We start from the raw sequence: 21,144 nt of genomic DNA, 5'->3' as shown, positions 1-21,144 counted from the left end.
CATGCAGGAAAATAAATATATAAATAGAGAATTAAGCTGGCTTCAATTTAATACCCGTGTGTTGCAGGAGGCTGAAGATGAAACCGTACCCTTAATAGAAAGACTTCGATTTTTAGGGATTTTCAGTAATAATTTAGATGAATTTTTTAAAGTGAGGTATGCAACGGTTAAGCGTATCGATCTTGCTGGTAAAGCTGGGAAAAGTGCTTTGGGAGGTGTAAAAGCCAGTAAACTTTTAGAAGATATTACCAAGGTGGTAATTAAACAGCAATCTGAGAGTTTAAAGATTTTAGATAAAATTCAGCAACGTCTTCGAGATGAACACGGTATTTGTGTGATTAACGAAAAAGAGGTATCTGAATCTCAACAAAAATTTGTAAAAGATTATTTCCTTTCACAGGTAAGTCCGGCTCTGGTAACTATCGTTCTTAACGATTTGGAAGAATTACCAAGTTTAAAAGATAGCGCTGCATATCTTGCAGTAACTATGGAGATGAAACCACCAAAACCGGTAGGTAAGATTTCTAAACTTGTTAAAAGCGCTAAGAAAGAGCGCAAATATGTATTAATCGAAATTCCGCGAAGTATAGAGCGTTTTGTGGTGCTACCATCAGATAATGAGAAGCAGTATATCATAATTCTGGATGATCTTATTAGGTATAATCTAAACAGTATCTTCAATATATTTGAATATGAAACTATTTCGGCACACATGATTAAAATTACCAGGGATGCCGAATTGGATATTGACAGTGACCTGAGTAAAAGTTTTATAGAGAAGATTTCTGAAAGTGTAAAAGACCGAATTAAAGGTGATCCCGTACGCTTTGTTTACGATAAGAATATCGATAAAGAAACGCTTACGTATTTAATGAATAAGATGGGAATAGATCATGCCGATAGTATTATCCCGGGTGGTCGTTATCATAACCGTCGTGATTATATGGGATTTCCACGATTAGGAAGCAAAGAATTACTTTACGATACTAAAGAAGCTTTACCAATTCCCGGTCTTGCTTTGCAAACCAGTTTAATTCAGGGAACAGGTAAAAAGGATCATATGCTTTATGCGCCTTACCAAAGTTTCTCTTATGTAGTTAAATTTTTGCGCGAAGCCGCTTTAGATCCAAAGGTGAAAACCATTAAAATTACAATTTATCGTCTGGCAAAAATTTCGCATATCGCCAGTTCTTTGATAAATGCAGTGAAAAATGGAAAGAAAGTTCTGGTACAGATAGAATTAAGAGCACGTTTTGATGAAGCAGCAAATATTAAGTATGCTGAACAAATGCAGCGCGAAGGTGTAAATTTAATCTTTGGAGTGCCGGGATTAAAAGTGCATTGTAAAACCTGCGTTATCGAGCGTGAAGAAAGCAATGGTAAATTAAAGAAATACGGCTTTATAAGTACTGGGAATTTTAATGAGTCGACTTCAAAAATTTATACAGATTATACTCTTTTTACAGCTAATCAGGAGATTTTAAAAGAAGTGAATAAGGTGTTCGATTTCTTTGAAACCAATTATAAGGTAAGTAAATACAGGCATTTAATTGTTTCTCCGCATTATACAAGGACAGCTTTAACCAAACTTATTCAAAAGGAGATCGATAATCAATTAGAAGGGAAAACAGCCGGAATCAAACTTAAATTGAATAGTCTTTCAGATTATCCTATGATCGATAAGTTGTATCAGGCCAGTAGGGCAGGAGTAAAGATAAAATTGATCGTAAGAGGAATTAACTGTTTAATCCCGGGAGTACCAGGAATGAGTGAAAATATTGAAGCCATTAGTGTTGTCGATAAATTTTTAGAGCATCCAAGGGTATTTATTTTTGAGAATGCTGGAAGCCCTAAAGTTTATATTTCTTCGGCAGATTTAATGTCTAGAAATTTAGATAATCGTGTAGAAATTGCCTGCCCAATTTACGATAAAGATATAAAGCAAGAAGTAATCGATGGTTTTGAAATTAGCTGGAGCGATAATGTAAAAGCGCGTGTTTTTTCAGAAAAACAAAATAATGCATATCGCAAAAAAGCAAAGCCAAGAGTTCGTTCTCAAGAAGCACTTTATGATTACTATTTAAATAAAAACGAAAATTATAAGCAGTGATAGTACAAAAGAAATATGCAGCAATAGATATCGGGTCTAATGCCATAAGGTTATTGGTATCTACAATTACTGAAAAGGAAGGAATGGAAGCCAATTTTAGAAAAACATCTTTAGTACGGGTGCCTATAAGATTAGGAGCAGATGTTTTTTTAAAGCAAAATATCTCTGAAAATAATCAGGATCGTATGGTAGATGCCATGCATGCTTTTAGCTTATTAATGAAAGCTCATGGTGTAGAGAAATACAAAGCCTGTGCGACTTCTGCGATGAGAGAAGCTAAAAATGGAGAAGCTGTTACCGATGTTATAAAGAATAAAACGGGAATCGAGATAGAAATTATAGATGGCTCACATGAAGCGGCAATTATTGCGGCTACAGATTTGCATGCACTAATCCAGGATCATCATAATTATTTGTATGTAGATGTTGGTGGTGGTAGTACAGAGTATACGCTTTACAGCAATGGAAAATCTATAGCTTCAAGATCTTTTAAAGTAGGGACTGTAAGATTATTAAACGATCTGGTAGAGAATAAAACCTGGCGGGAAATGGAAGCCTGGGTGCGGGAAACCACAAAAGGTTATCACGATATTAGCCTTATAGGATCTGGTGGAAACATCAACAATATTTTTAAAACCAGTGGTAAAAAAGAGGGAAAACCGCTTAGCCTTGCTTACCTTAAAAAGTATGATGAATTGCTTAATAGCTATACTTATGAAGAAAGGATAACAGAATTGGATTTAAAGAACGACCGTGCAGATGTTATTATTCCTGCATCAAGAATTTATTTAAATTCAATGCGATGGGCAAAGGCAAATCAAATTTATGTGCCAAAAATTGGTTTGGCAGATGGGATTATAAAATCTCTGTATCATTCAAACTAAAGTAAATCTATAGTACAGTAGATGTATAAAAAATAAAAGCTGGCAATTTTGCTAGCTTTTATTTTTTATGATTTCCTAGGTTAACCGTGAATGGTTTCTTTAGTTCCTAATCCCTGAATCATTTTGCCTTCAAACTCTAACAGATCATTCCATTTTTTATCGACTACTTCACGGTCACCATATTTTCTGGCAAATTTTAAAAACATGGTATAATGATTAGCTTCACTTATCATTAAGTTTTTATAAAATTCTGCCAGTTCTTTATCTTCAAGTTTTTCGCTAAGCAATCGAAAACGCTCGCAACTTCTCGCTTCTATTAGCCCAGCGATTAATAATCTATGGATAAGCTGAGTTTTTCGGCTACCGCCTTTTGGGAAAAATTTTAGAAGCTGAACAACATATTCATCTTTACGATCCCATCCCATTTCTATATCACGTGCTAAAATTTTATCATGAACCATCTTAAAATGCCCCATTTCTTCTCTGGATAAAGCTATCATTGCAGTAACAAGCTCTGGATATTCAGGATAATTAACAATTAAAGAAATTGCCGTAGAAGCTGCTTTTTGCTCGCACCATGCGTGATCGATCAATATTTCTTCAATATTCTTATTAGCAATATCTGCCCATCTGGGATCTGTAGGAAGTTTTAAACCAAGCATAATTAAACGTCTAAATCAAAAGTTGTTCGTAATTTATCTAAAAGCGGGTTTTTCTCTTTCAGCTTATTGTATTTTTCTATCGGGGTAAATACAAATTTCTTTGCTGTACTTTCGTTTACATCGATTACCAGGTTAATTGTGGTGTTTTTTAACCTTGTTTTTAAGAAGCCCATTAATTTATGTTGACCTCTTTCTAGGTCGATTTTCATGGATTCTGCAGGTAATTCTAGATGAATTTCGTTATCATTTTTTAAAGTAGGAAGATCGGTTTCTAAAATCGAGGCAAGGATTTTTTCTCCCCTTTTCTTTAATTTATGTACATAATCGTCCCATGCGGCCTGTAATTGTGTTTCGGTAAACTTTTCGGTCATTACCGTTTCGCGCTCTGGGGCTTTATCTTTAACCTGGGCTTCCAACTCTTTTTTCTTTCTAATACTGGCCAGTGATAATCCAGATACTCGTTCCTGTTTTACTTCAGTACTGGGAGTATGATTGGGATTGGGAGCTGTTTTTTGCTGAGGTTTAACCTCATTTGATTGCGCTACATCATCAGTTTTTTCTTCGGAAGTATTTGGAACTTCTTTACTGAAATATTGCTGATTTGCGGGTGTAGCTTCAGGTGCGCAACTGTCATTTTCTGTACGATTTTCTACTGAAGGTTGCTGCGCTTCCTTTGGAGCAGTTTCATTTTGCCCATATTCGTTATTTCTAATGATCGATTTTTCTTCCTGAGAGATCGACTTTGCAGGTTGTTCGAAATGAGAAGCAGGAACTATTTTAGGACTGCTGTTTTTTTTTTCTCCGTCGAAAGTGACAGAGGCAATTTGCATTAAGCAGAGTTCAACTAAAAGCCGTTGATTTCGACTGCTTTTATATTTTAAATCACATTCGTTTGCCAGATCGATTGCCTGAAGCAAAAATTGTTGCGATGTCTTCTGAGATTGCTCAAAATATTTTGCTTTTGTTTGCTCTCCAACTTCTAATAGCTGAATGGTTCTCTGATCTTTACAAACCAGTAGATCTCTAAAATGTGAAGCTAAACCGGCGATAAAATGATGCCCGTCAAATCCATTAGACAAAATATCATTAAATAAAACCAGCAATTGTGGGATATTATTATCCAATAATAGATCTGTTACCTGCATATAGGTATCGTAATCTAAAACATTCAGGTTTTCAGTAACAGCTTGTCTTGTAAGATTATTTCCGCTAAAACTTACCACACGATCATAAATAGAAAGTGCATCACGCATGGCGCCGTCGGCTTTTTGCGCGATAATTTGTAAAGCATCTTCTTCAGCAACAACGCCTTCTTGCTCGGCTATATATTTTAAATATTCTTTAGCGTCTGTTACTGTGATCCTTTTAAAATCAAAGATCTGGCAACGTGAGAGAATCGTTGGGATAATCTTATGCTTCTCGGTTGTAGCAAGGATAAAAATCGCATGTTTTGGTGGCTCTTCTAAGGTTTTTAAAAACGCATTAAAAGCCGAAGTTGATAACATGTGAACCTCGTCAATAATATACACTTTATAAGTTCCAACTTGTGGAGGGATTCTTACCTGATCGATAAGATTTCGTATATCATCAACCGAGTTGTTAGAGGCGGCATCGAGTTCAAAAATATTGAAAGCAAAATCTTCATCTGGACTTTGAGTACCGTCCTGGTTGATCATTTTTGCCAAAATACGGGCACAGGTAGTTTTTCCCACTCCACGGGGACCAGTAAATAAAAGCGCCTGCGCAAGATGATTGTGAGCAATAGCATTAGCCAAAGTATTGGTAATGGCCTGCTGCCCAACTACATCTTTAAAGGTTTGTGGCCTATATTTACGTGCCGAAACTACAAAGTGCTCCATCTAACAAGTTTGAACGACAAATATAAAAATAGCCTGCTTAACTTCGAAAATATGAGATATAATTTATAAACATATCATCAACTTTATGCTGAATCATAATTTGAAAATGCGTCAATTTGTTGATTTGAAGATGATCTTCTAAACTAAAAGCTAAGATTGTTGGTTTTCAGGATATTTTTTTAAAGCTGACTGCTGATTGCTACAAGCTTAAAATCTTTTCTGTCAACTGTAAACTGATTACTGAATAATTAATTTGTTGCTGCGTTTATTTGAGGATTATCTTCTAAACTTAAAGCTAAGATTGTTGGTTTTTAGGGTGTTTTTTTAAGCTGACTGCTAGTAGCTACAAGCTTAAAATCTTTTCTGTCAACTGTAAACCGTCAACTGTAAACTGATTACTGAATAATTAATTTGTTGCTGCGTTGATTTGAAGATTATCTTCTAAACTTAAAGCTAAGATTGTTGGTTTTTAGGGTGTTTTTTTAAGCTGACTGCTGATCGCTACAAGCTTAAAATCTTTTCTGTCAACTGTAAACCGTCAACTGAGAACTGTAAACTTGGATCCATAAACTGTGAATATTTACTCTAAACTTTCCATTAAAATTAGATACATTTGCAGCCAAGCAGGTCGGCCCTATCGCTAAGCTCATATTTGTGGTTTAGAGGAAAGTCCGGACACCATAGAGCAGCATAGTGGGTAACGCCCACCGGTCGTGAGGCCAGGACAAGTGCAACAGAAAGAATGTACAGGTAATGCTGTAGTGAAACCAGGTAAACTCTATGCGGTGCAATGCCATGTAAACCAATATTATCAAATTGCTCGTTTGTCGTTGGAGGGTAGGCAGCTAAAGGGCTTTGGTAACAAAGTTCTCAGATAAATGACAAGGGCATCCTGATGTATTTCAGGGTGAACAGAATCCGGCTTACAGACCTGCTTTTTTATACACTCTTACATAATCGATTAAATATTCCTGCGGAAAAATATCATCATCGATGTCTCCCGCCCATTTACCACCAAGCGCCAGATTGATAATTAAGAAAAATGGCTTTTTAAACGGATTATTTTCAGTATCTGCTTCATCGATTTTAAAGCTGTAGTATACATGATCGTCGAACGAAAACTCAATTTTTTCTGAATCCCAGTTCATTCCGTAAACATGAAAATCTTCAGTAGGCGAGGGGTCTAAACTTAATTGCCCGCCTTCGCTTTTTATAGTAGAACCTTTACCTTTTGGATAATGTACCGTAGCATGAATGGTATATGGATCTTTTCCAACAAATTCTAAAATGTCGATTTCGCCGCTATAGGGCCATTCAATATCATGAAAGTTAGATCCTAACATCCAAATGGCTGGCCATACACCTTTTCCCTGCGGAAGTTTAGCGCGCACCTCAATTTTACCAAAATTTAAATCGAATTTTCTATGCGTATGTAAACTGGATGAAGTGTAAAAGGCCTTTTCTGTATTATAACGATAGTTCTGAATATCTGGATCGTATTTCTTATTTCGATATTCTTCTTTTCGGGCGATAATTTTTAGAACATCGTCTTTAACGATTGCATTTTTTTTACGCTTGGTATAATATTGTTCTTCAAGATTCCGAATAAATCCTGTTTCGTGCGTCCACTTATCTTTATCTGGTTTGCCACGATAATCAAACTCGTCATTCCAAATTAATTCGTATTCCTGAGCATTTGTACTCATCGTTGTAAAAGCCAAAATTGTAAGGAAATAATATAGAATATTAGCTTTAGTAGATCTAATCTTCTTCACCGGTCTCGTAAAAAAATGAAAATACAGAACCTCCATAACCTCGCTTTTCTACAAAATTTGGGCCACTAGAAAGATCGGTATGTTTACCAGATTCTATAATTAGCATTCCGTCTTCACTAAGCAGGTTATTCTCAAAAACAAGCTCGGCTATTTTTAAGAAGTCTTCCGTAGAAAAATCATAAGGAGGATCGGCAAAAATTACATCTGCCACAATGGGAGCTTTTTCTAGGTATTTAAAAACATCGCTTTTTATGGCTATAATGGGATAATCTAATTCTGCAGCAGTCTTTTTTATAAATTTTACACATTCAAAATTACCATCTACGGCGGTAATTTTTTCAGTTCCGCGAGATGCAAATTCGTAAGAAATATTACCGGTTCCAGAGAATAAATCCAAAATACTTAGGGCGCTAAAATGGTAATGATTATTTAAAATATTAAACAATCCTTCTTTCGCCATATCTGTAGTTGGCCTTACGGGTAATTTTTTTGGGGCAATAATTCTTTTGCCTTTATTACTTCCTGAAATTATTCGCATTTAAAGCGTGTTTAAAAGTATGTATTCTTCAGACTTATTGATGTTCCAGCCTTCTTCGATTTCGTAAGTTGTTTCTGAAGATAAAAAATGAATATGCTGAATGTAATCCTGAAGCAATTTATAAATTTCATCTTCTTTATGAATTTCGCCACCCAAATAAAGATTAAACTTTTTAGGATCTAAATCCAACTGCTCTGCTGCGAAAAGAAGGTAGTATAAATAATCTTCTTTGCTAAAAAAATTAAAGCTGTTGCATAATAAAAGCTGGCCTTCTTCGATGATAAATAAATCCAAGCGTTTATTGCTGTTATGAGCATAGACTTTAATTCCTCTATGATCTTCAAACGATAAAAATTTATGTAAGAGAACAGATAAATGATGGGAATATTCAAATTCACCATATTTTTCGAAAAAATAGTTGATGATGTTGGTATACGGGATATAAATATTCATCATCTCCTTATTCTCAATTTCATCTACAGCAACAAAATCTGTCTTAAGGATTTTTGTGTTGAATTTTAAGTATGAGGCCGCAGCTTCTTCTTTAAACCATTTTTTTGGAACTAATGTAAACAGGTTATTACAGAAGCATAATTTAACTTCGTTAACTGGGTTTTTAAGTTGTGGCTGGGTATTATATTCTTCTTCGATTTTTTGAAGAAGATTTACTGGATCTAATTCTTTATCAAAAGATTTTTTGTGGTAGTAAACAATCGTATTGCTTTTTGTATTTAGGGTACAAAAAGAAAGTCCATTCAGGCTAACCTGAATGGACAGTTTCAAAAATATATTTTCTGGATTATTGGTCACCATACGTTTGTGGCCAGTTTCCTGAAGTGCTTACTTCTTCCATAGAACCAACACTTATGTAACGACCGTTAACTTCTTCTACAGATTGTACTTCGTTTTCTTGACTGATCATTTGTTTGTCCTGATCGTAAAGAATTACACTTTTAGCAACCTTAGCTTCGAATACAGGTATTTTGTTATCACCCTTTTGGATTGAACCAGCTTCAAGTTCAATTTTAGCGTCTACACCTTTAATAGGAATATTAATCATACTAGTGTAACGATCACGATTTCCTTTGTATAAAGAGTCTTTTACAGAAACGAAATCTAATGTATCGATAAGTATTTTCTCGATATACTCATCTACACCATAGTTCTTTTTGTATTCTTCATCTAATACTGTAGTATCTCTACGTTGAGTAATAGCAAATTCAGCAGTATCGATAAATTGTACAAGTTTGTCAAAATCACCTTGAAAAGTACCGATGATCTCCTTATGAGCAAGCTCTGCCGCTCTAATGTCTTTAAGGTTTTCAATTACTTTTGGGTAACGTTGTTCTTTAACCTTGTTAAATTGAATTGGTCGGTATACAGCATCAAAAGTTAACCAAGCCAGGAAAGCTATAACCGCCCACAATAGTAATTGAATTACAAGTCTCATGCTTCTAAGAAATTAATTTAAGTTATTAGAGTTATACGACAAATCTACAATTTTTTTTTATTCGTAAAAGTTTCTTGCCTAAAAATCCATGATTATCTTTGGTTTTTTAAGGATTCAGCTATGGAAAAACCGAATGTTTCAGCATTCTATAAAATTTTGATTAACGATTTGGGATTCCAACCCCGTGCAAAACAGGATATTGCCTTGCAGCAATTAGCCAAATTTGCTGTAGAGGGTACTAACGACGATCTTTTTTTGTTAAAAGGCTTTGCAGGAACTGGAAAAACCACAATTATTAGCTCTTTTGTTAAAAACCTATGGAAAATTAGGAAATCTGGGGTTTTAATGGCGCCAACCGGGCGTGCCGCAAAGGTAATCGCTAATTATTCTAAAAGGGAAGCTTTTACGATCCATAAGAAAATCTATTTTCCGAAGAAATCTGGGGCAAGCGGAATTCAATTTGTATTGCAGCCCAACAAGCATAAGAATACCATTTTTATTGTAGACGAAGCTTCTATGATCGCAGATCATCCTGGAGACTCCAAGAACTTCGATAATGGTTCTTTGCTAGATGATCTAATGGAATATGTTTATAGCGGCCATAAATGTCAGTTAATTTTTATTGGAGATACAGCGCAGCTTCCACCTGTAAAAATGGATATGAGTCCCGCCTTGGATCAGGATAAATTGCGTACTGGCTTTTTTAAGGAAGTTGGGCATATTCAGTTAGATGAAGTGGTGCGGCAAAGTGAAGAGAGTGATATTTTGCATAATGCAACTTTAATTAGAGAAGCTATACGAGAAGAGTTTTTTGAAAGTTTCAAATTCGAGCTTGGCCCAAAAGCAGATGTTGTAAGGCTGGTAGATGGTTACGAAATTATGGAAGCCATTCAGGATGCTTATCACACTTTAGGAAATGAAGAAACCAGTATTATTGTTCGGTCTAATAAAAGAGCCAATCAATATAACCAGCAAATTAGATCCCGAATTTTATTTCAGGAAGAAGAAATTTCTGCCGGAGATTATCTAATGGTGGTTAAGAATAATTACTTCTGGGTGAAACCAACTTCAGAAGCTGGATTTATTGCAAACGGAGATATTGTAAAGATTTTAGAAATTTTTGCGATTCGAGAGCTATACGGGTTTCGTTTTGCTGAAGTTTCTGTGCAAATGGTAGATTATCCAAAAATGCGCCCTTTTGAAACGGTGGTAATGTTAGATACGCTAACCAGTAATACTCCTTCACTCACTTTTGAAGAGTCGAATATGTTGTACCAGGAAGTGATGAAAGATTATGAAGATGAAACAGCCAAATACAAGAAATTTTTAAAGGTAAAAAACAATAAATATTTTAATGCGCTACAGGTTAAATTCTCTTATGCGATTACCTGTCATAAAAGTCAGGGTGGGCAGTGGAATACCGTTTTTATAGAGCAGCCTTATTTGCCAAATGGTGTGGGAAAAGAATATCTTCGCTGGTTATATACTGCAGTAACGAGGGCAACAGATAAATTATATCTTATAGGATTTAAAGACGATTTCTTTGTTGCACAGGATTAACTTAATTTAAACAGGCAGACTCTTTTTAAAAGCTTATTTTAGAAAAAATTAATCAATATTTTTTGATGAAAGAAAAACTTAAGATCGTCGCGATGATTCCGGCAAGATATGAAGCTTCTCGATTTCCGGGGAAATTAATGCAGGATTTAAATGGAAAACCGGTAATTCAAAGAACCTATGAAGCTGCTAAAAATACGGGACTTTTCGATCAGGTGTATATTGTGACCGATAGTGATAAAATTTTCCTTGCGGCCACTAAATTTGGTGGAAAAGTAATTAGAAGTAAAAAAGAACACGACTGCGGAAGCGACCGTCTTGCTGAAGCTGTTCACGATATGGATGTAGATATTGTTGTGAATGTGCAGGGCGACGAGCCGTTTATTGATAAAACAAGTTTAGAGCGATTACTAAATGTTTTTCAGGACGATGATGCCGCAAGTATAGATCTGGCTTCACTAAAAGTAGCTCTAGGAGATAGCGACGAAATTACAAACCCTAATAATGTAAAAGTAATTACAGATCATAATGATTATGCGCTTTATTTTTCCAGATTTCCATTGCCTTATCCCAGAAATACAGAAATTAAAGTGATTTATTATAAGCATATTGGTATTTATGCCTTTAGAAAACAAGCGCTTTTGGATTTCTATAATTTACCGATGCTTCAATTAGAAAATGCTGAAAAAATTGAGTGTATTCGGTATTTAGAATACGGTAAAAACATTAAAATGGTAGAAACCGATAGGCAAACTATTGGAATTGATACTCCTGAAGATTTAGAACGCGCAAAAAAATACCTCGATTCTTTAGAATCTTAAATTACAACTGAAAAAATAGAAGCTAATATTCGATAAAAACGGCCAGTATTTTTTAATACTGGCCGTTTTTCTTTGGCAATACAGAAAATTACTAACTAACAATTAATTATTGCTAACTGCATCTTTGTAGGTTGAAAGTGCTCGCTCTCTAGCTTCTTTATGGTCTACCATTTTTTCAGGATAATCATCGGTGCCAAATTCTTCAACCCACTTTTTTATATATTTTTTGTCTTTGTCGAATTTATCGATTTGTGTGGTAGGATTAAAAATTCTGAAATACGGTACGGCATCTACACCGCTACCGGCAACCCATTGCCAATTCCCAATGTTTGAAGACATTTCGTAATCCAGAAGCTTTTCAGCAAAATAAGCTTCGCCCCAACGCCAATCGATTAGTAGATGTTTACACAAAAAGCTACCCACTAACATTCTTACCCTATTGTGCATAAAACCAGATTGATTAAGTTCACGCATACCGGCATCAACCAATGGAAAGCCTGTTTTACCTGCTTTCCATTTTTCAAATTCATCTTTATTATTGCGCCATTTTATAGTGTCGTATTTACTTTTAAAGGCTTTGGTAACGGTAGAAGGATTGTGATATAAAACCTGCATAAAAAACTCTCGCCATACCAGTTCCTGCAAGAAGGTTTTATTTTTTTCGTTATCGGCTTTTTTTACCATTTTTCTTACGCTTACAGTACCAAATCGAAGATGCGGACCTAATCGGCTGGTGCCTGATTTTGAAGGAATATTTCTGGTAGCTTCATATTCCTGAATAAGCGTTGGCGTAGTATCGAAATTGGGCACTTTCAATGAAGATTTTTTAAAGCCTATATCGCTTAAACTTAAGTTTGGAAGTCTAGTATTCTTGATAAGATTATCTAAGTACTGACTGGTATAATGTATTTTTAGATCTAAATCTTTATAATGTTGCATCCAGGTTTTCATGTATGGTGTGTAAACTACATAAGGATCACCATCACCTTTTACAATTTCATCTTTTTCAAAAATAACCTGATCTTTAAAAGTCTCAAAATCAGCATCATTTTCTTCTAATAATTTCTGAATTTTTTCATCACGATCTTTGGCGTAAGGCTCGTAATCGCGATTAGTAAAGACTTTACCGACATTATAATCTTTCAGTAGTTTTTTGAAGACTTCTTCAGGTTTACCATGATACATAGCAAGAGATGAACTATGATTATCCTGAAGCTCACTTCTCATATCCTGTAGCGTTTCAAAAATAAAGGTCACTCTTGCATCATCTTCAGGTAAGCTATCTAAAATTTCAGGATCAAATATAAAAATTGGTAAAACCGGATGCTTTTCTTTTAAGGCAGCCAAAAAACCTACATTGTCGTCTAATCTTAAATCTCTACGAAACCAAAATATATTTATTTTGTCTTTACTCATTATTGAATGTTTAGTGTTGAAAGTCCGCCATCTACACCAAGAACCTGGCCTGTAATCCAGCTACTTTCTTCACTTAATATGAATGCGGAAATATTTGCAATATCAGCCGTGGTCCCTACACGTTTTAGTGGATGTCGTTGATCCATCTTTTCTTTTTTCTTTTCGTTATTCAGAAGCTTTTCGGCAAGCGGAGTATCGGTTAAAGAAGGAGAAACTACGTTTACTCTTATACTTGGCGCATACTCGGCGGCCAGCGATTTAGCGAAGCCTTCAATAGCTCCTTTCGCGGCCGCAACACTGGTGTGAAAAGGCATACCAACTTTCACCGCAACACTGCTAAAAAATACAAGACTAGCCTGGTTTGCCGATTTTAGTTTCGGCATTAAAGCGTTTACAACTTTAATTAAACCAAAGAAATTGAGTTGCATTTCCTCTTCAAAATCTTTTGGTTTTAGCATTTTAAAAGGTTTTAGATTTATACTTCCCGGGCAGTAAACTAGTCCGTCTAATTTTTCAGGAAGATCAAGAGAAGAAATATTATCTTTAAGAACATCGAATTCAAAATGTGTAACTTCTAGATTTTCAAGATCAGCTTTTTTTCGCGAAGCAATATAGATATGATGATCTTTGTGAAGTTTCTTAGCAATTTCAAATCCAATTCCGGTAGAGCCTCCAATAAGTAGAATATTTTTTCCCATAGTTAGTTTAATATATCTTGTTTAAGTGTAGCTTCTTTACTTTGCTGTGGTGCTTTATATTCTCCAAAGAGCTCGATAAGTTTCTTTTTACGATACTCAAAAATTTCTTCAAGTTTAGGTTTTACCATAAAAGGATGTGCCAGACTTCCCAATTTCCCCATAGGTAGTTTGTAATCTACAATGTCTTCCATCTCTACGCCGCCTTCGATTTCTTTGATAAAATGTTTGTGATGCCATAGAGCATAAGGGCCAAATCGTTGTTCGTCTACAAAATATTCTCCATCCTTTACATGAGTAATTTCTGTAACCCATTTAGTTTTAATACCAGCAATTGGAGTAACTATATACTGAATAATTTGACCTTCGAACATAGGGCGATCTCCACCAGAAGTAATGTCGAATCCCATATAATCTGGAGTAATAGTTTTTAGATTTTTTGGATCAGACAGAAAATCCCAAGCCTGTTTTTTGGATATAGGAAGCTTTTGAAAGGTATGAATCTGGTACATTTCTTATGTATTTTAAATTGAAATAAAAGTACAACTAGAAATGTTTAATGAAAAATAATAATAGTTAAACAAATTGTAATTCTGAATGTGTAAAATTTTTTAAGGAATCTAGACTTATTTTGTGACAAGCGTTTAATATTTAATTTTTCAGTATAATTTTGGATTTTTACTAAAAATAATTAGTTAAAAACACTTAAAATACTCTTTTTAATTTATATTTATAGCACGAATCATCTCATCGGACTCACTTTTAAAATTATGCTCAAAAGATTTTTAGTTTTAATGTCTTTTTGCGTTAGTACTATTTGTTTTTCTCAGACTGAAAATTTTAGCGTTTCTTTCGAGAACGACGATTACTTTCAGGCTATACTTAAGCTAGAAAAATTAACAGATAAGCACTTTTACTTTGCAGAAGATTGGCTGCCAGAAGAAAAAGTAACCAAAAATTACATAAATGTATCTTTGGTTGAGGTTTTAGAGGATCTTTTTAAATCTACTACCACCAACTACTATATACTTGATAAAACTATCATTCTAACCAGAAATACTATTATCTATGATAAGCTTCCAGAGGGATTTTCAAGATCTTTAGATTCTGAAGAAACTCATTTTACAGGGAATGCAGTCGAAAAAACAGAGGTAAACAATTCGCCAATCTTTCTTCGAAATAACGATAAACTTGATCAAGAGATTGAAACTATATTTATTGGAAAAGAGGAAATAGGACAATCCAAAAGAAATTTTAGACTATCAGGTTATGTTTACGACAAAGAAACAAATCAGCCGATTTCTGATATCGCGATTGTTACAGAAAATGGTAAAGGTATTAGTACCGACAAGGAAGGATTCTACAATATAAATTTAAGCCCAGGAATAAACATTTTGAGCATTAGATCTTTAACAAATGAGAATATTTCTAAAAGGTTTGTAATGTACAATGATGGGCATTATAGTTTTTATCTAAGCGAAAATTTAGAACAATTAGATGAAGTTATGCTTTCTTCTAATATGGATTCCAATATAGATGATGCAAATACTGGAGAAGAAACCATCGATGTTGAAAATATTAAAAATATTCCGCTAGTATTGGGAGAAAGAGATGTCCTTAAAGTAGCTACCCTTTTACCAGGAATTTCGACACCAGGAGAAGGATCTGCTGGGTTCAATGTTCGGGGAGGGAAAGCAGATCAAAACCTTATGTTATTAGATGATGCTGTTATGTATAATCCGGCTCATTTTTTTGGACTGTTTGCTGCGATCAATCCATTTACAACCGGTAATGTTACAATATTTAAAGGAAACATTCCTGCAGAATATGGGGGAAGATTATCTTCGGTATTTGATATTACAACAAAAGATAGTGATACCTCAGAGTTTAGAGGAGAAGCATCCTTTGGATTGGTAACCAGTAATGCTACCGTAGAAATACCTATCGAAAAGGGTAAATCTGGTTTAATATTAGGTGGAAGAGCCACATATTCTAACTGGATTCTTAGAAGTTTAGATGAGGAGTCTTTGAGTGATAGTGAAGCTTCATTTTACGATGGGATTGTAAAATATAATCATCAATTTAATCCGGATAGCAAATTATCTGCTACAGCTTATTTTAGTGATGACGCCTTCAGTATAACTTCAGATTCTTTATATGGTTTTCAGAATAGATTATTCAGTATAAAATATAATACGGCCTTAAGTGAAAAGACAAGAGGAGAAGTGATCCTCGCCAATAGTGATTATAGATTCGATATAAACTATGATAGCGATCTTGAAGATCGATTCGAACTGGGATATCATATCAATGAAACTGAAATTAAATTTAACCTAAATTCTAATATTTCGGCTAAGCATAAATTGAATTACGGGATTAGTAGTAAATTCTATAATGTAGAGCCCGGCTATATTAAACCAATAGGAGATTCGAATATTATAAATTTTGAAGTCAATAGAGAGCGTGCTCTAGAATCTGCAATTTGGTTAGCTGATGATTTTAGTGTGTCAGAGGCGTTTCTACTAAGTGCAGGAATTAGATATTCTTTCTTTAATGCCCTTGGGGATAGTGAGGTTCGAATTTATGAAGATGGGATGCCTAAAAATGATGATACCGTTATTGATACACAGGTTTATGATGATTTGGAGTCTGTGGCAAATTATTCGGGTCCAGAATTTAGATTTTCAGCACGATATATATTAACTGAAGGTCTATCTTTTAAAGCTAGTTATAACAATACGTATCAATATATTCACACACTATCAAATAATACTACGGTGTCTCCAACAGATACTTATAGATTATCGGGATATCACCTAAAACCACAACAGGCACAGCAATATAGTTTTGGAATCTTTAAAAACTTTGATGCTAATAGTATTGAAACCAGTATAGAAGGATATTACAAAACCTCAGATAATGTATTAGACTTTAAAACCGGAGCAAATCTAAATCTTAATGAATATATAGAAACTGAAACATTACAAGGTGAAGGAAAAGCTTATGGTGTTGAATTTCTACTAAAAAAGAAGAGTGGCAAATTAAATGGATTTATTGGTTATACATATTCAAGATCTTTTTTGAAATTTGATAGTGAATTTACTGATGAACAAGTAAATGATGGTGAATTTTTTCCTTCCAACTATGATAAGCCCCATGATTTTAGCCTGGTCGCTAATTATAAGCTTACAGAACGTTTTAGCTTTTCTGCAAACTTTATTTATCAAACCGGTAGACCAATAACGTATCCTACTGGCAAGTTTACTTACGATGATGCTGATTATGTTTTGTATAGCGATCGTAATGAATTTCGTATTCCAGATTTTTACAGATTAGATCTAAGTTTTAATATGGAAGGGAACCACAGTCTAAAAAAGAAGGCTCATTATTTTTGGAACTTTTCGGTTTATAATGTGTTGGGAAGAAATAATCCTTATTCGGTTTATTTTGTGACCGAAGATGGGCAGGTAGAAGGAAGACAAAGCGCCATATTTGGCATTCCTGTTCCTACGATTAGTTATAATGTAAAATTTTAATGCTGAATTATATGTTACATATTAAAACAATTAATTGTTTTCTGAGATTCGGCGTTCTACTCATATTTTCTAGCGCTTTGCTCACAAGTTGTGTTGAATCATTCGAATTGTCTTCAGAAACTTCTGAGGCAACAATGGTAATAGAATCTGTTATTACAGACGAGTTAAAACATCAACAGGTGAAACTTTCGTTAGCAGGTCCTCTAAATAGTGAAGAGCCAATGTTCGAGACTAATGCTTCTGTTAATGTTTTTTCTAGCACCGGAGAAATATATACATTCCAAGAAGATAGCGTAGGGTATTATAGTTCTATAGATCAGTTTAGAGCAGAAGCAAATCAATCATATTATCTGGAAGTACAAACAAATGATGGTAGAACTTATAGATCTACAGATAGACAAATGGTAGAGACTAGCGCTCCGATTCAAATTGTAGCACAGCGGCAGGAAAATGAAGAACAGGTGGGAGCAGCAATTTATACGATCAATAATTCAGGTAGTGAGAATAGGTATTATAAATATACATTCGAAGAAACCTACAAAATCGAGGCTACTTATGTTGCCAGCCTTAAATTTGGTAATTCTCTTTTAGATCTCGTTCCTGTAGAAGAAGAGCAACGTATATGTTATGCTTCAAATAGATCACAGGAAATACTTCTAAATAATTTCGAATATTTAGAAAATGATAGTACCAATCAATTTTTAATACAGTTTATACCTAATAATGATCGCCGTCTATTTGAACGCTATAGTATTTATGTAGATCGATTATCAATTTCTCCAGATGCTTATCGCTTTTTTAGGATCTTAAGAGAATCATCGATAGCAGAGAATATTTTTTCTCAGAGACAATTAGGATTTATAGAAGGAAATATAGCTTCTGTTAATGAGCCAGATGAAAATGTGGTAGGATTTTTTGAAGTAGCATCGCATTCGTCACAACGTATATTCTTTAATTACACAGATCTTTTTGATGCTTCAGAGCGACCTTCGGTTTTTGAAGGCTGTGAAGTCACTAGACCACCTTTTACAGAAGTAGTTAGTGATTACGAAAATGGGCAAATACAGTTTCTATCAACGCCTACAGAAGACGGTAATCCAGATGAAGGAGACGGTCCTTATCGTGTAGTGCCTATAGAATGTGTAGATTGTAGAGAGTTAGGATCAAACGAACAACCAGATTTTTGGATAGAGTAAGATGAAGAAGCTAATTAATGTTATAACATGTTTAGTAATGGGGGCGAGCTTATATGCTCAAACGGGAGCTGGCGAAGCTTTGTTGCCAGAAGAATCATTTTACACTCATTTAAACGGCTCTCTCTTTCTTCCCGGCGAATATTTACACTACAAGTTATACGGTCTTTCAGCTAATGATAAATCTTTTGATGCTTTAAGCAAGATCGCCTATGTAGAATTACTGAATGATAAAGCTGAAAGTGTTTATAAAAAAACAATATATCTTTCAGAGAATACTGGGTATAGCGATTTCTTCATTCCTACAACACTAGCATCGGGAAATTATAAATTTATTGCATATTCCAGTTTTATGCTGAATAATAAAGAACAGCAGTTTTTTGAACAGGATATCTTCATTATAAATCCTTATACTTCTAATCAAAAAGATATCTGGAAAGATTCTCTAACAGTAAATTTAGATGATCCTACAGCGAATCCTTCTCTAAATAGTTCTAAAATAGAATTAACTAAAAATAGCTTCAGCAAAAGGGAAAAAGTTAGGGGAATTGCTAGACTTCCTGCTGGTAATTATTCGGTTAGTGTGCGAATACTAGATAGCATCCCAAGTCCAAAATTAACTTCATTAGAAGACTATGTACAGATTTTTTTGAGTTCTCCAGAAAGTTTAAAATTAACAGCCTTAGAACACACACCAGAATCTCGAGGTAAAATTCTTAAAGGGCAATTAGCATCTACCACAAATGATCTTCAAAGTAAAAATATAGCTTTATCGATACCTGTTTTAAGTGATCGAGAAGAAACAGGAGAGGAGTTTTATTTAAGTTTTGCAACAACAGACAAAACAGGCAAGTTCATTCTGAATATTAATGAAGCATTTTCTGGGAATGATGGTTTCATACAGGTTCTTGATAGCAATCAAGATTTTAATATTAAAATTGATAGTTTCCCAGTTTTTGAAAAAACAGCTCTTAGTTTTTCAGACTTCGGAATAACAGGGGGAATGGAGAATACTATTTTAAAAAGAAGCATTCATAATCAAATTGAAAATTCTTTTTTTATAAAAAAGCCAGATACCCTTTTACTTCCTATTAGGAAGAATATTTTCGATTGGGATGCAAAAGAAACTTTTGTCCTGGACGATTATAAAAGATTTAAGAGTGTTAGAGAAACTTTCATCGAGGTGGTAACTTACGCAAGGTTGAGTAGAGAAAATGAGAGTTATCAAATTCATGTTTTTGGTTATCCGCCATATGAAGAATTTTGGGGAGAAGCGCTTTTAATCGTTGATGGTATACCTATTTTGGATGTAGGTAGATTTGTAGATAGCTATAGTTCAGATAAGATAGAAAAGATAAAAGTAATTAGGGAGAAAAAGTTTTTAGGCGGAAGATTTTATAAAGGAGTGGTTCTTATTGAAACCTTCGATTTAGATTTTGCGAAAAACCAGGCAGCAGATTATGTGAAGAATATAAAAATCAACTCAGGGAACATAACACGTTCGTATTTTAAACAAACTTACAATAAAGAAAGTAGGTTGCCAGATTATAGAACGCAGTTACTTTGGGATCCAAATTTAAAACTAGACTTTGATAATTCTTTCGATTTTTATACATCAGATGTAAAGGGGAAATTTGAAATCTCAATACAGGGATTCACTAAAGAAGGCGAAGCTGTTTCATTATATAAGACTTTCATGGTAGATTAATTTTTTCAAAGAAGCTATGATTTTTTATTTCTATCTTTAACAAAACTTAATCTTACGCAATAATGAAAAAACTACTACAATTATTTATTTTAATTTTAGGTATATCTGTATCTGCACAAATACAGGCACCGCAACCAAGTCCGTCTGCAAAAGTAGAGCAGGTGGTAGGATTAACAACTGTAACATTAGATTATTCTCGTCCTGCTATGCGAGGTAGAACAATCTTTGGGGACTTAGTACCATTCGGTGAAATTTGGAGAACAGGAGCTAACGAAAACACGGTTATTGGTTTTTCTGATGATGTAGAAATCCAGGGACAAACGTTAAAAGCGGGAAAATATGCTATTTATACGATACCAAATAAAGATAGCTGGGATGTTATGTTCTATAAATCGACCAATAACTGGGGAAATCCTCAAAACTGGGATGATAGTATGGTTGCTTTAAAAGCAAAAGCTGAGGTTGTTGAAATGCCAATGGAAATGCAAAGTTTTACTATCCTTATCGATGAGCTTACAGACGATGGCGCAAACCTAAATTTCTTATGGGAAAATACGGTGGCATATCTTCAATTTTCCGTACCTACAGATGCTAAAACGATGGCTAGTATCGATAGAGTAATGAGCGGTCCTGGAGCAGGCGATTTTTACGCTGCAGCGGCTTATTATCATGATGCCGATAAAGATTTGAACAAAGCCTGGGATTGGATCAATAAAGCGACTGAAGCTAATCCAAATGCCTACTGGATGCTAAGAAAGAAATCTTTGATCGCGGCAGATCTTGGTAAAAAAGATGAAGCTATTGCAGCTGCAAAAAAATCTTTAGCCGCTGCTGAAAAAGCCGGCAATAAAGATTACGTAAAAATGAACAAAGATTCATTAGCAGAATGGGGAGCAAAATAATTAAGCTCTAAAGCAAACAATAAAAGAAAAAAGCTGTT

The 21,144-nt window shown here is 34.5% G+C and carries 16 protein-coding genes, 1 other RNA gene and 1 pseudogene; 9 read left to right on the top strand and 9 right to left on the bottom strand.

The window, feature by feature from the left end; all coding sequences use genetic code 11:
* The first annotated feature begins 1 nt into the window (after window position 1).
* Both ppk1 and IIF7_RS16400 read left to right on the top strand, forming a co-directional pair.
* A complete protein-coding gene (ppk1, locus tag IIF7_RS16405; protein WP_084842784.1) occupies window positions 2-2,110 on the top strand; it encodes a polyphosphate kinase 1 in 2,109 nt (702 codons plus the stop codon).
* Window positions 2,107-2,994 (top strand): Ppx/GppA phosphatase family protein, encoded by an 888-nt coding sequence (locus tag IIF7_RS16400; RefSeq protein WP_084842783.1) that lies wholly within the window; start codon window positions 2,107-2,109, stop codon window positions 2,992-2,994. The genes ppk1 and IIF7_RS16400 overlap by 4 nt, the downstream gene beginning before the upstream one ends.
* 80 nt (window positions 2,995-3,074) lie before the next feature.
* On the opposite strand, the gene miaE is transcribed toward IIF7_RS16400, so the two are convergent.
* The gene (gene miaE, locus IIF7_RS16395) at window positions 3,075-3,656 is read right to left on the bottom strand and encodes a tRNA-(ms[2]io[6]A)-hydroxylase (protein ID WP_084842782.1); all 582 of its coding nucleotides are present in this window, start codon (window positions 3,654-3,656) and stop codon (window positions 3,075-3,077) included.
* A gap of 2 nt (window positions 3,657-3,658) precedes the next feature.
* Window positions 3,659-5,515 (bottom strand): DNA polymerase III subunit gamma/tau, encoded by a 1,857-nt coding sequence (locus IIF7_RS16390; protein ID WP_084842781.1) that lies wholly within the window; start codon window positions 5,513-5,515, stop codon window positions 3,659-3,661.
* A 620-nt stretch (window positions 5,516-6,135) separates the two neighbouring features.
* Between IIF7_RS16390 and rnpB the strand changes: the two genes are divergently transcribed.
* Window positions 6,136-6,457: RNase P RNA component class A (rnpB, locus tag IIF7_RS16385), an RNA gene on the top strand.
* Window positions 6,458-6,516: 59 nt separating this feature from the next.
* Here the strand turns inward: rnpB and IIF7_RS16380 are convergent.
* The 4 genes and pseudogenes from IIF7_RS16380 to IIF7_RS16365 all read right to left on the bottom strand — a co-directional run.
* A pseudogene (locus IIF7_RS16380) lies at window positions 6,517-7,221 on the bottom strand (glycoside hydrolase family 16 protein); the annotation flags it as partial.
* Window positions 7,222-7,276: 55 nt separating this feature from the next.
* Window positions 7,277-7,828 (bottom strand): RsmD family RNA methyltransferase, encoded by a 552-nt coding sequence (locus tag IIF7_RS16375; protein WP_084842780.1) that lies wholly within the window; start codon window positions 7,826-7,828, stop codon window positions 7,277-7,279.
* Complete coding sequence (locus IIF7_RS16370) at window positions 7,829-8,611, bottom strand: DUF3822 family protein (protein WP_245801664.1); 783 nt, start codon at window positions 8,609-8,611, stop codon at window positions 7,829-7,831.
* Window positions 8,612-8,627: 16 nt separating this feature from the next.
* On the bottom strand, window positions 8,628-9,278 hold the full coding sequence (locus IIF7_RS16365; protein WP_084842779.1) for a hypothetical protein: 651 nt from the start codon (window positions 9,276-9,278) through the stop codon (window positions 8,628-8,630).
* A gap of 120 nt (window positions 9,279-9,398) precedes the next feature.
* Here IIF7_RS16365 and IIF7_RS16360 point away from each other — a divergent pair, with 120 nt between their 5' ends.
* Both IIF7_RS16360 and kdsB read left to right on the top strand, forming a co-directional pair.
* Window positions 9,399-10,838: an ATP-dependent DNA helicase gene (locus IIF7_RS16360; RefSeq protein WP_084842778.1), complete on the top strand. Its 1,440-nt coding sequence runs from the start codon at window positions 9,399-9,401 to the stop codon at window positions 10,836-10,838.
* A gap of 65 nt (window positions 10,839-10,903) precedes the next feature.
* Entirely contained in the window at window positions 10,904-11,656 is a 753-nt protein-coding gene (gene kdsB, locus IIF7_RS16355; protein ID WP_084842777.1) for a 3-deoxy-manno-octulosonate cytidylyltransferase, read from the top strand.
* Between the two features lie 102 nt (window positions 11,657-11,758).
* Here the strand turns inward: kdsB and IIF7_RS16350 are convergent, their stop codons facing one another.
* Genes IIF7_RS16350 through IIF7_RS16340 form a run of 3 tightly spaced genes read right to left on the bottom strand, consistent with a single transcriptional unit; the run spans window position 11,759 to window position 14,279 of the window.
* On the bottom strand, window positions 11,759-13,072 hold the full coding sequence (locus tag IIF7_RS16350) for a cryptochrome/photolyase family protein (protein WP_084842776.1): 1,314 nt from the start codon (window positions 13,070-13,072) through the stop codon (window positions 11,759-11,761).
* Window positions 13,072-13,770: an SDR family NAD(P)-dependent oxidoreductase gene (locus IIF7_RS16345; RefSeq protein WP_084842775.1), complete on the bottom strand. Its 699-nt coding sequence runs from the start codon at window positions 13,768-13,770 to the stop codon at window positions 13,072-13,074. Before IIF7_RS16345 ends, IIF7_RS16350 begins: the two co-directional genes overlap by 1 nt.
* 2 nt (window positions 13,771-13,772) lie before the next feature.
* Window positions 13,773-14,279 (bottom strand): SRPBCC family protein, encoded by a 507-nt coding sequence (locus IIF7_RS16340; RefSeq protein ID WP_084842774.1) that lies wholly within the window; start codon window positions 14,277-14,279, stop codon window positions 13,773-13,775.
* Window positions 14,280-14,561: 282 nt separating this feature from the next.
* Here IIF7_RS16340 and IIF7_RS16335 point away from each other — a divergent pair, with 282 nt between their 5' ends.
* The 4 genes from IIF7_RS16335 (at window position 14,562) to IIF7_RS16320 (ending at window position 21,106) form a co-directional block, all read left to right on the top strand.
* Window positions 14,562-17,303 carry a TonB-dependent receptor gene (locus IIF7_RS16335; protein ID WP_245801663.1) on the top strand — a complete coding sequence of 914 codons (2,742 nt, stop codon included), beginning with the start codon at window positions 14,562-14,564 and terminating at the stop codon, window positions 17,301-17,303.
* A gap of 107 nt (window positions 17,304-17,410) precedes the next feature.
* A complete protein-coding gene (locus IIF7_RS16330) occupies window positions 17,411-18,499 on the top strand; it encodes a DUF4249 domain-containing protein (protein ID WP_245801662.1) in 1,089 nt (362 codons plus the stop codon).
* A 37-nt stretch (window positions 18,500-18,536) separates the two neighbouring features.
* Window positions 18,537-20,204: a hypothetical protein gene (locus IIF7_RS16325; RefSeq protein ID WP_084842771.1), complete on the top strand. Its 1,668-nt coding sequence runs from the start codon at window positions 18,537-18,539 to the stop codon at window positions 20,202-20,204.
* 62 nt (window positions 20,205-20,266) lie between these two features.
* Window positions 20,267-21,106: a DUF2911 domain-containing protein gene (locus IIF7_RS16320; protein WP_084842770.1), complete on the top strand. Its 840-nt coding sequence runs from the start codon at window positions 20,267-20,269 to the stop codon at window positions 21,104-21,106.
* The last annotated feature ends 38 nt before the right edge of the window (window positions 21,107-21,144 follow it).

The sequence above is a fragment of the Zunongwangia atlantica 22II14-10F7 genome (assembly GCF_002094855.1).
GTDB classification, from domain to species: Bacteria; Bacteroidota; Bacteroidia; order Flavobacteriales; family Flavobacteriaceae; genus Zunongwangia; species Zunongwangia atlantica.
This window is presented reverse-complemented; position numbering and strand designations above follow the sequence as displayed.

What these genes read in the sequence shown, in the direction of transcription:
- ppk1 (WP_084842784.1), top strand. Translation starts at nt 2, where the DNA reads ATGCAGGAAAATAAATATATAAATAGAGAATTAAGCTGGCTTCAATTT.
- miaE (WP_084842782.1), bottom strand. Translation starts at nt 3,656, where the DNA reads ATGCTTGGTTTAAAACTTCCTACAGATCCCAGATGGGCAGATATTGCT.
- IIF7_RS16390 (WP_084842781.1), bottom strand. Translation starts at nt 5,515, where the DNA reads ATGGAGCACTTTGTAGTTTCGGCACGTAAATATAGGCCACAAACCTTT.
- IIF7_RS16375 (WP_084842780.1), bottom strand. Translation starts at nt 7,828, where the DNA reads ATGCGAATAATTTCAGGAAGTAATAAAGGCAAAAGAATTATTGCCCCA.
- IIF7_RS16365 (WP_084842779.1), bottom strand. Translation starts at nt 9,278, where the DNA reads ATGAGACTTGTAATTCAATTACTATTGTGGGCGGTTATAGCTTTCCTG.
- IIF7_RS16360 (WP_084842778.1), top strand. Translation starts at nt 9,399, where the DNA reads ATGGAAAAACCGAATGTTTCAGCATTCTATAAAATTTTGATTAACGAT.
- kdsB (WP_084842777.1), top strand. Translation starts at nt 10,904, where the DNA reads ATGAAAGAAAAACTTAAGATCGTCGCGATGATTCCGGCAAGATATGAA.
- IIF7_RS16350 (WP_084842776.1), bottom strand. Translation starts at nt 13,072, where the DNA reads ATGAGTAAAGACAAAATAAATATATTTTGGTTTCGTAGAGATTTAAGA.
- IIF7_RS16345 (WP_084842775.1), bottom strand. Translation starts at nt 13,770, where the DNA reads ATGGGAAAAAATATTCTACTTATTGGAGGCTCTACCGGAATTGGATTT.
- IIF7_RS16340 (WP_084842774.1), bottom strand. Translation starts at nt 14,279, where the DNA reads ATGTACCAGATTCATACCTTTCAAAAGCTTCCTATATCCAAAAAACAG.
- IIF7_RS16335 (WP_245801663.1), top strand. Translation starts at nt 14,562, where the DNA reads ATGTCTTTTTGCGTTAGTACTATTTGTTTTTCTCAGACTGAAAATTTT.
- IIF7_RS16325 (WP_084842771.1), top strand. Translation starts at nt 18,537, where the DNA reads ATGGGGGCGAGCTTATATGCTCAAACGGGAGCTGGCGAAGCTTTGTTG.
- IIF7_RS16320 (WP_084842770.1), top strand. Translation starts at nt 20,267, where the DNA reads ATGAAAAAACTACTACAATTATTTATTTTAATTTTAGGTATATCTGTA.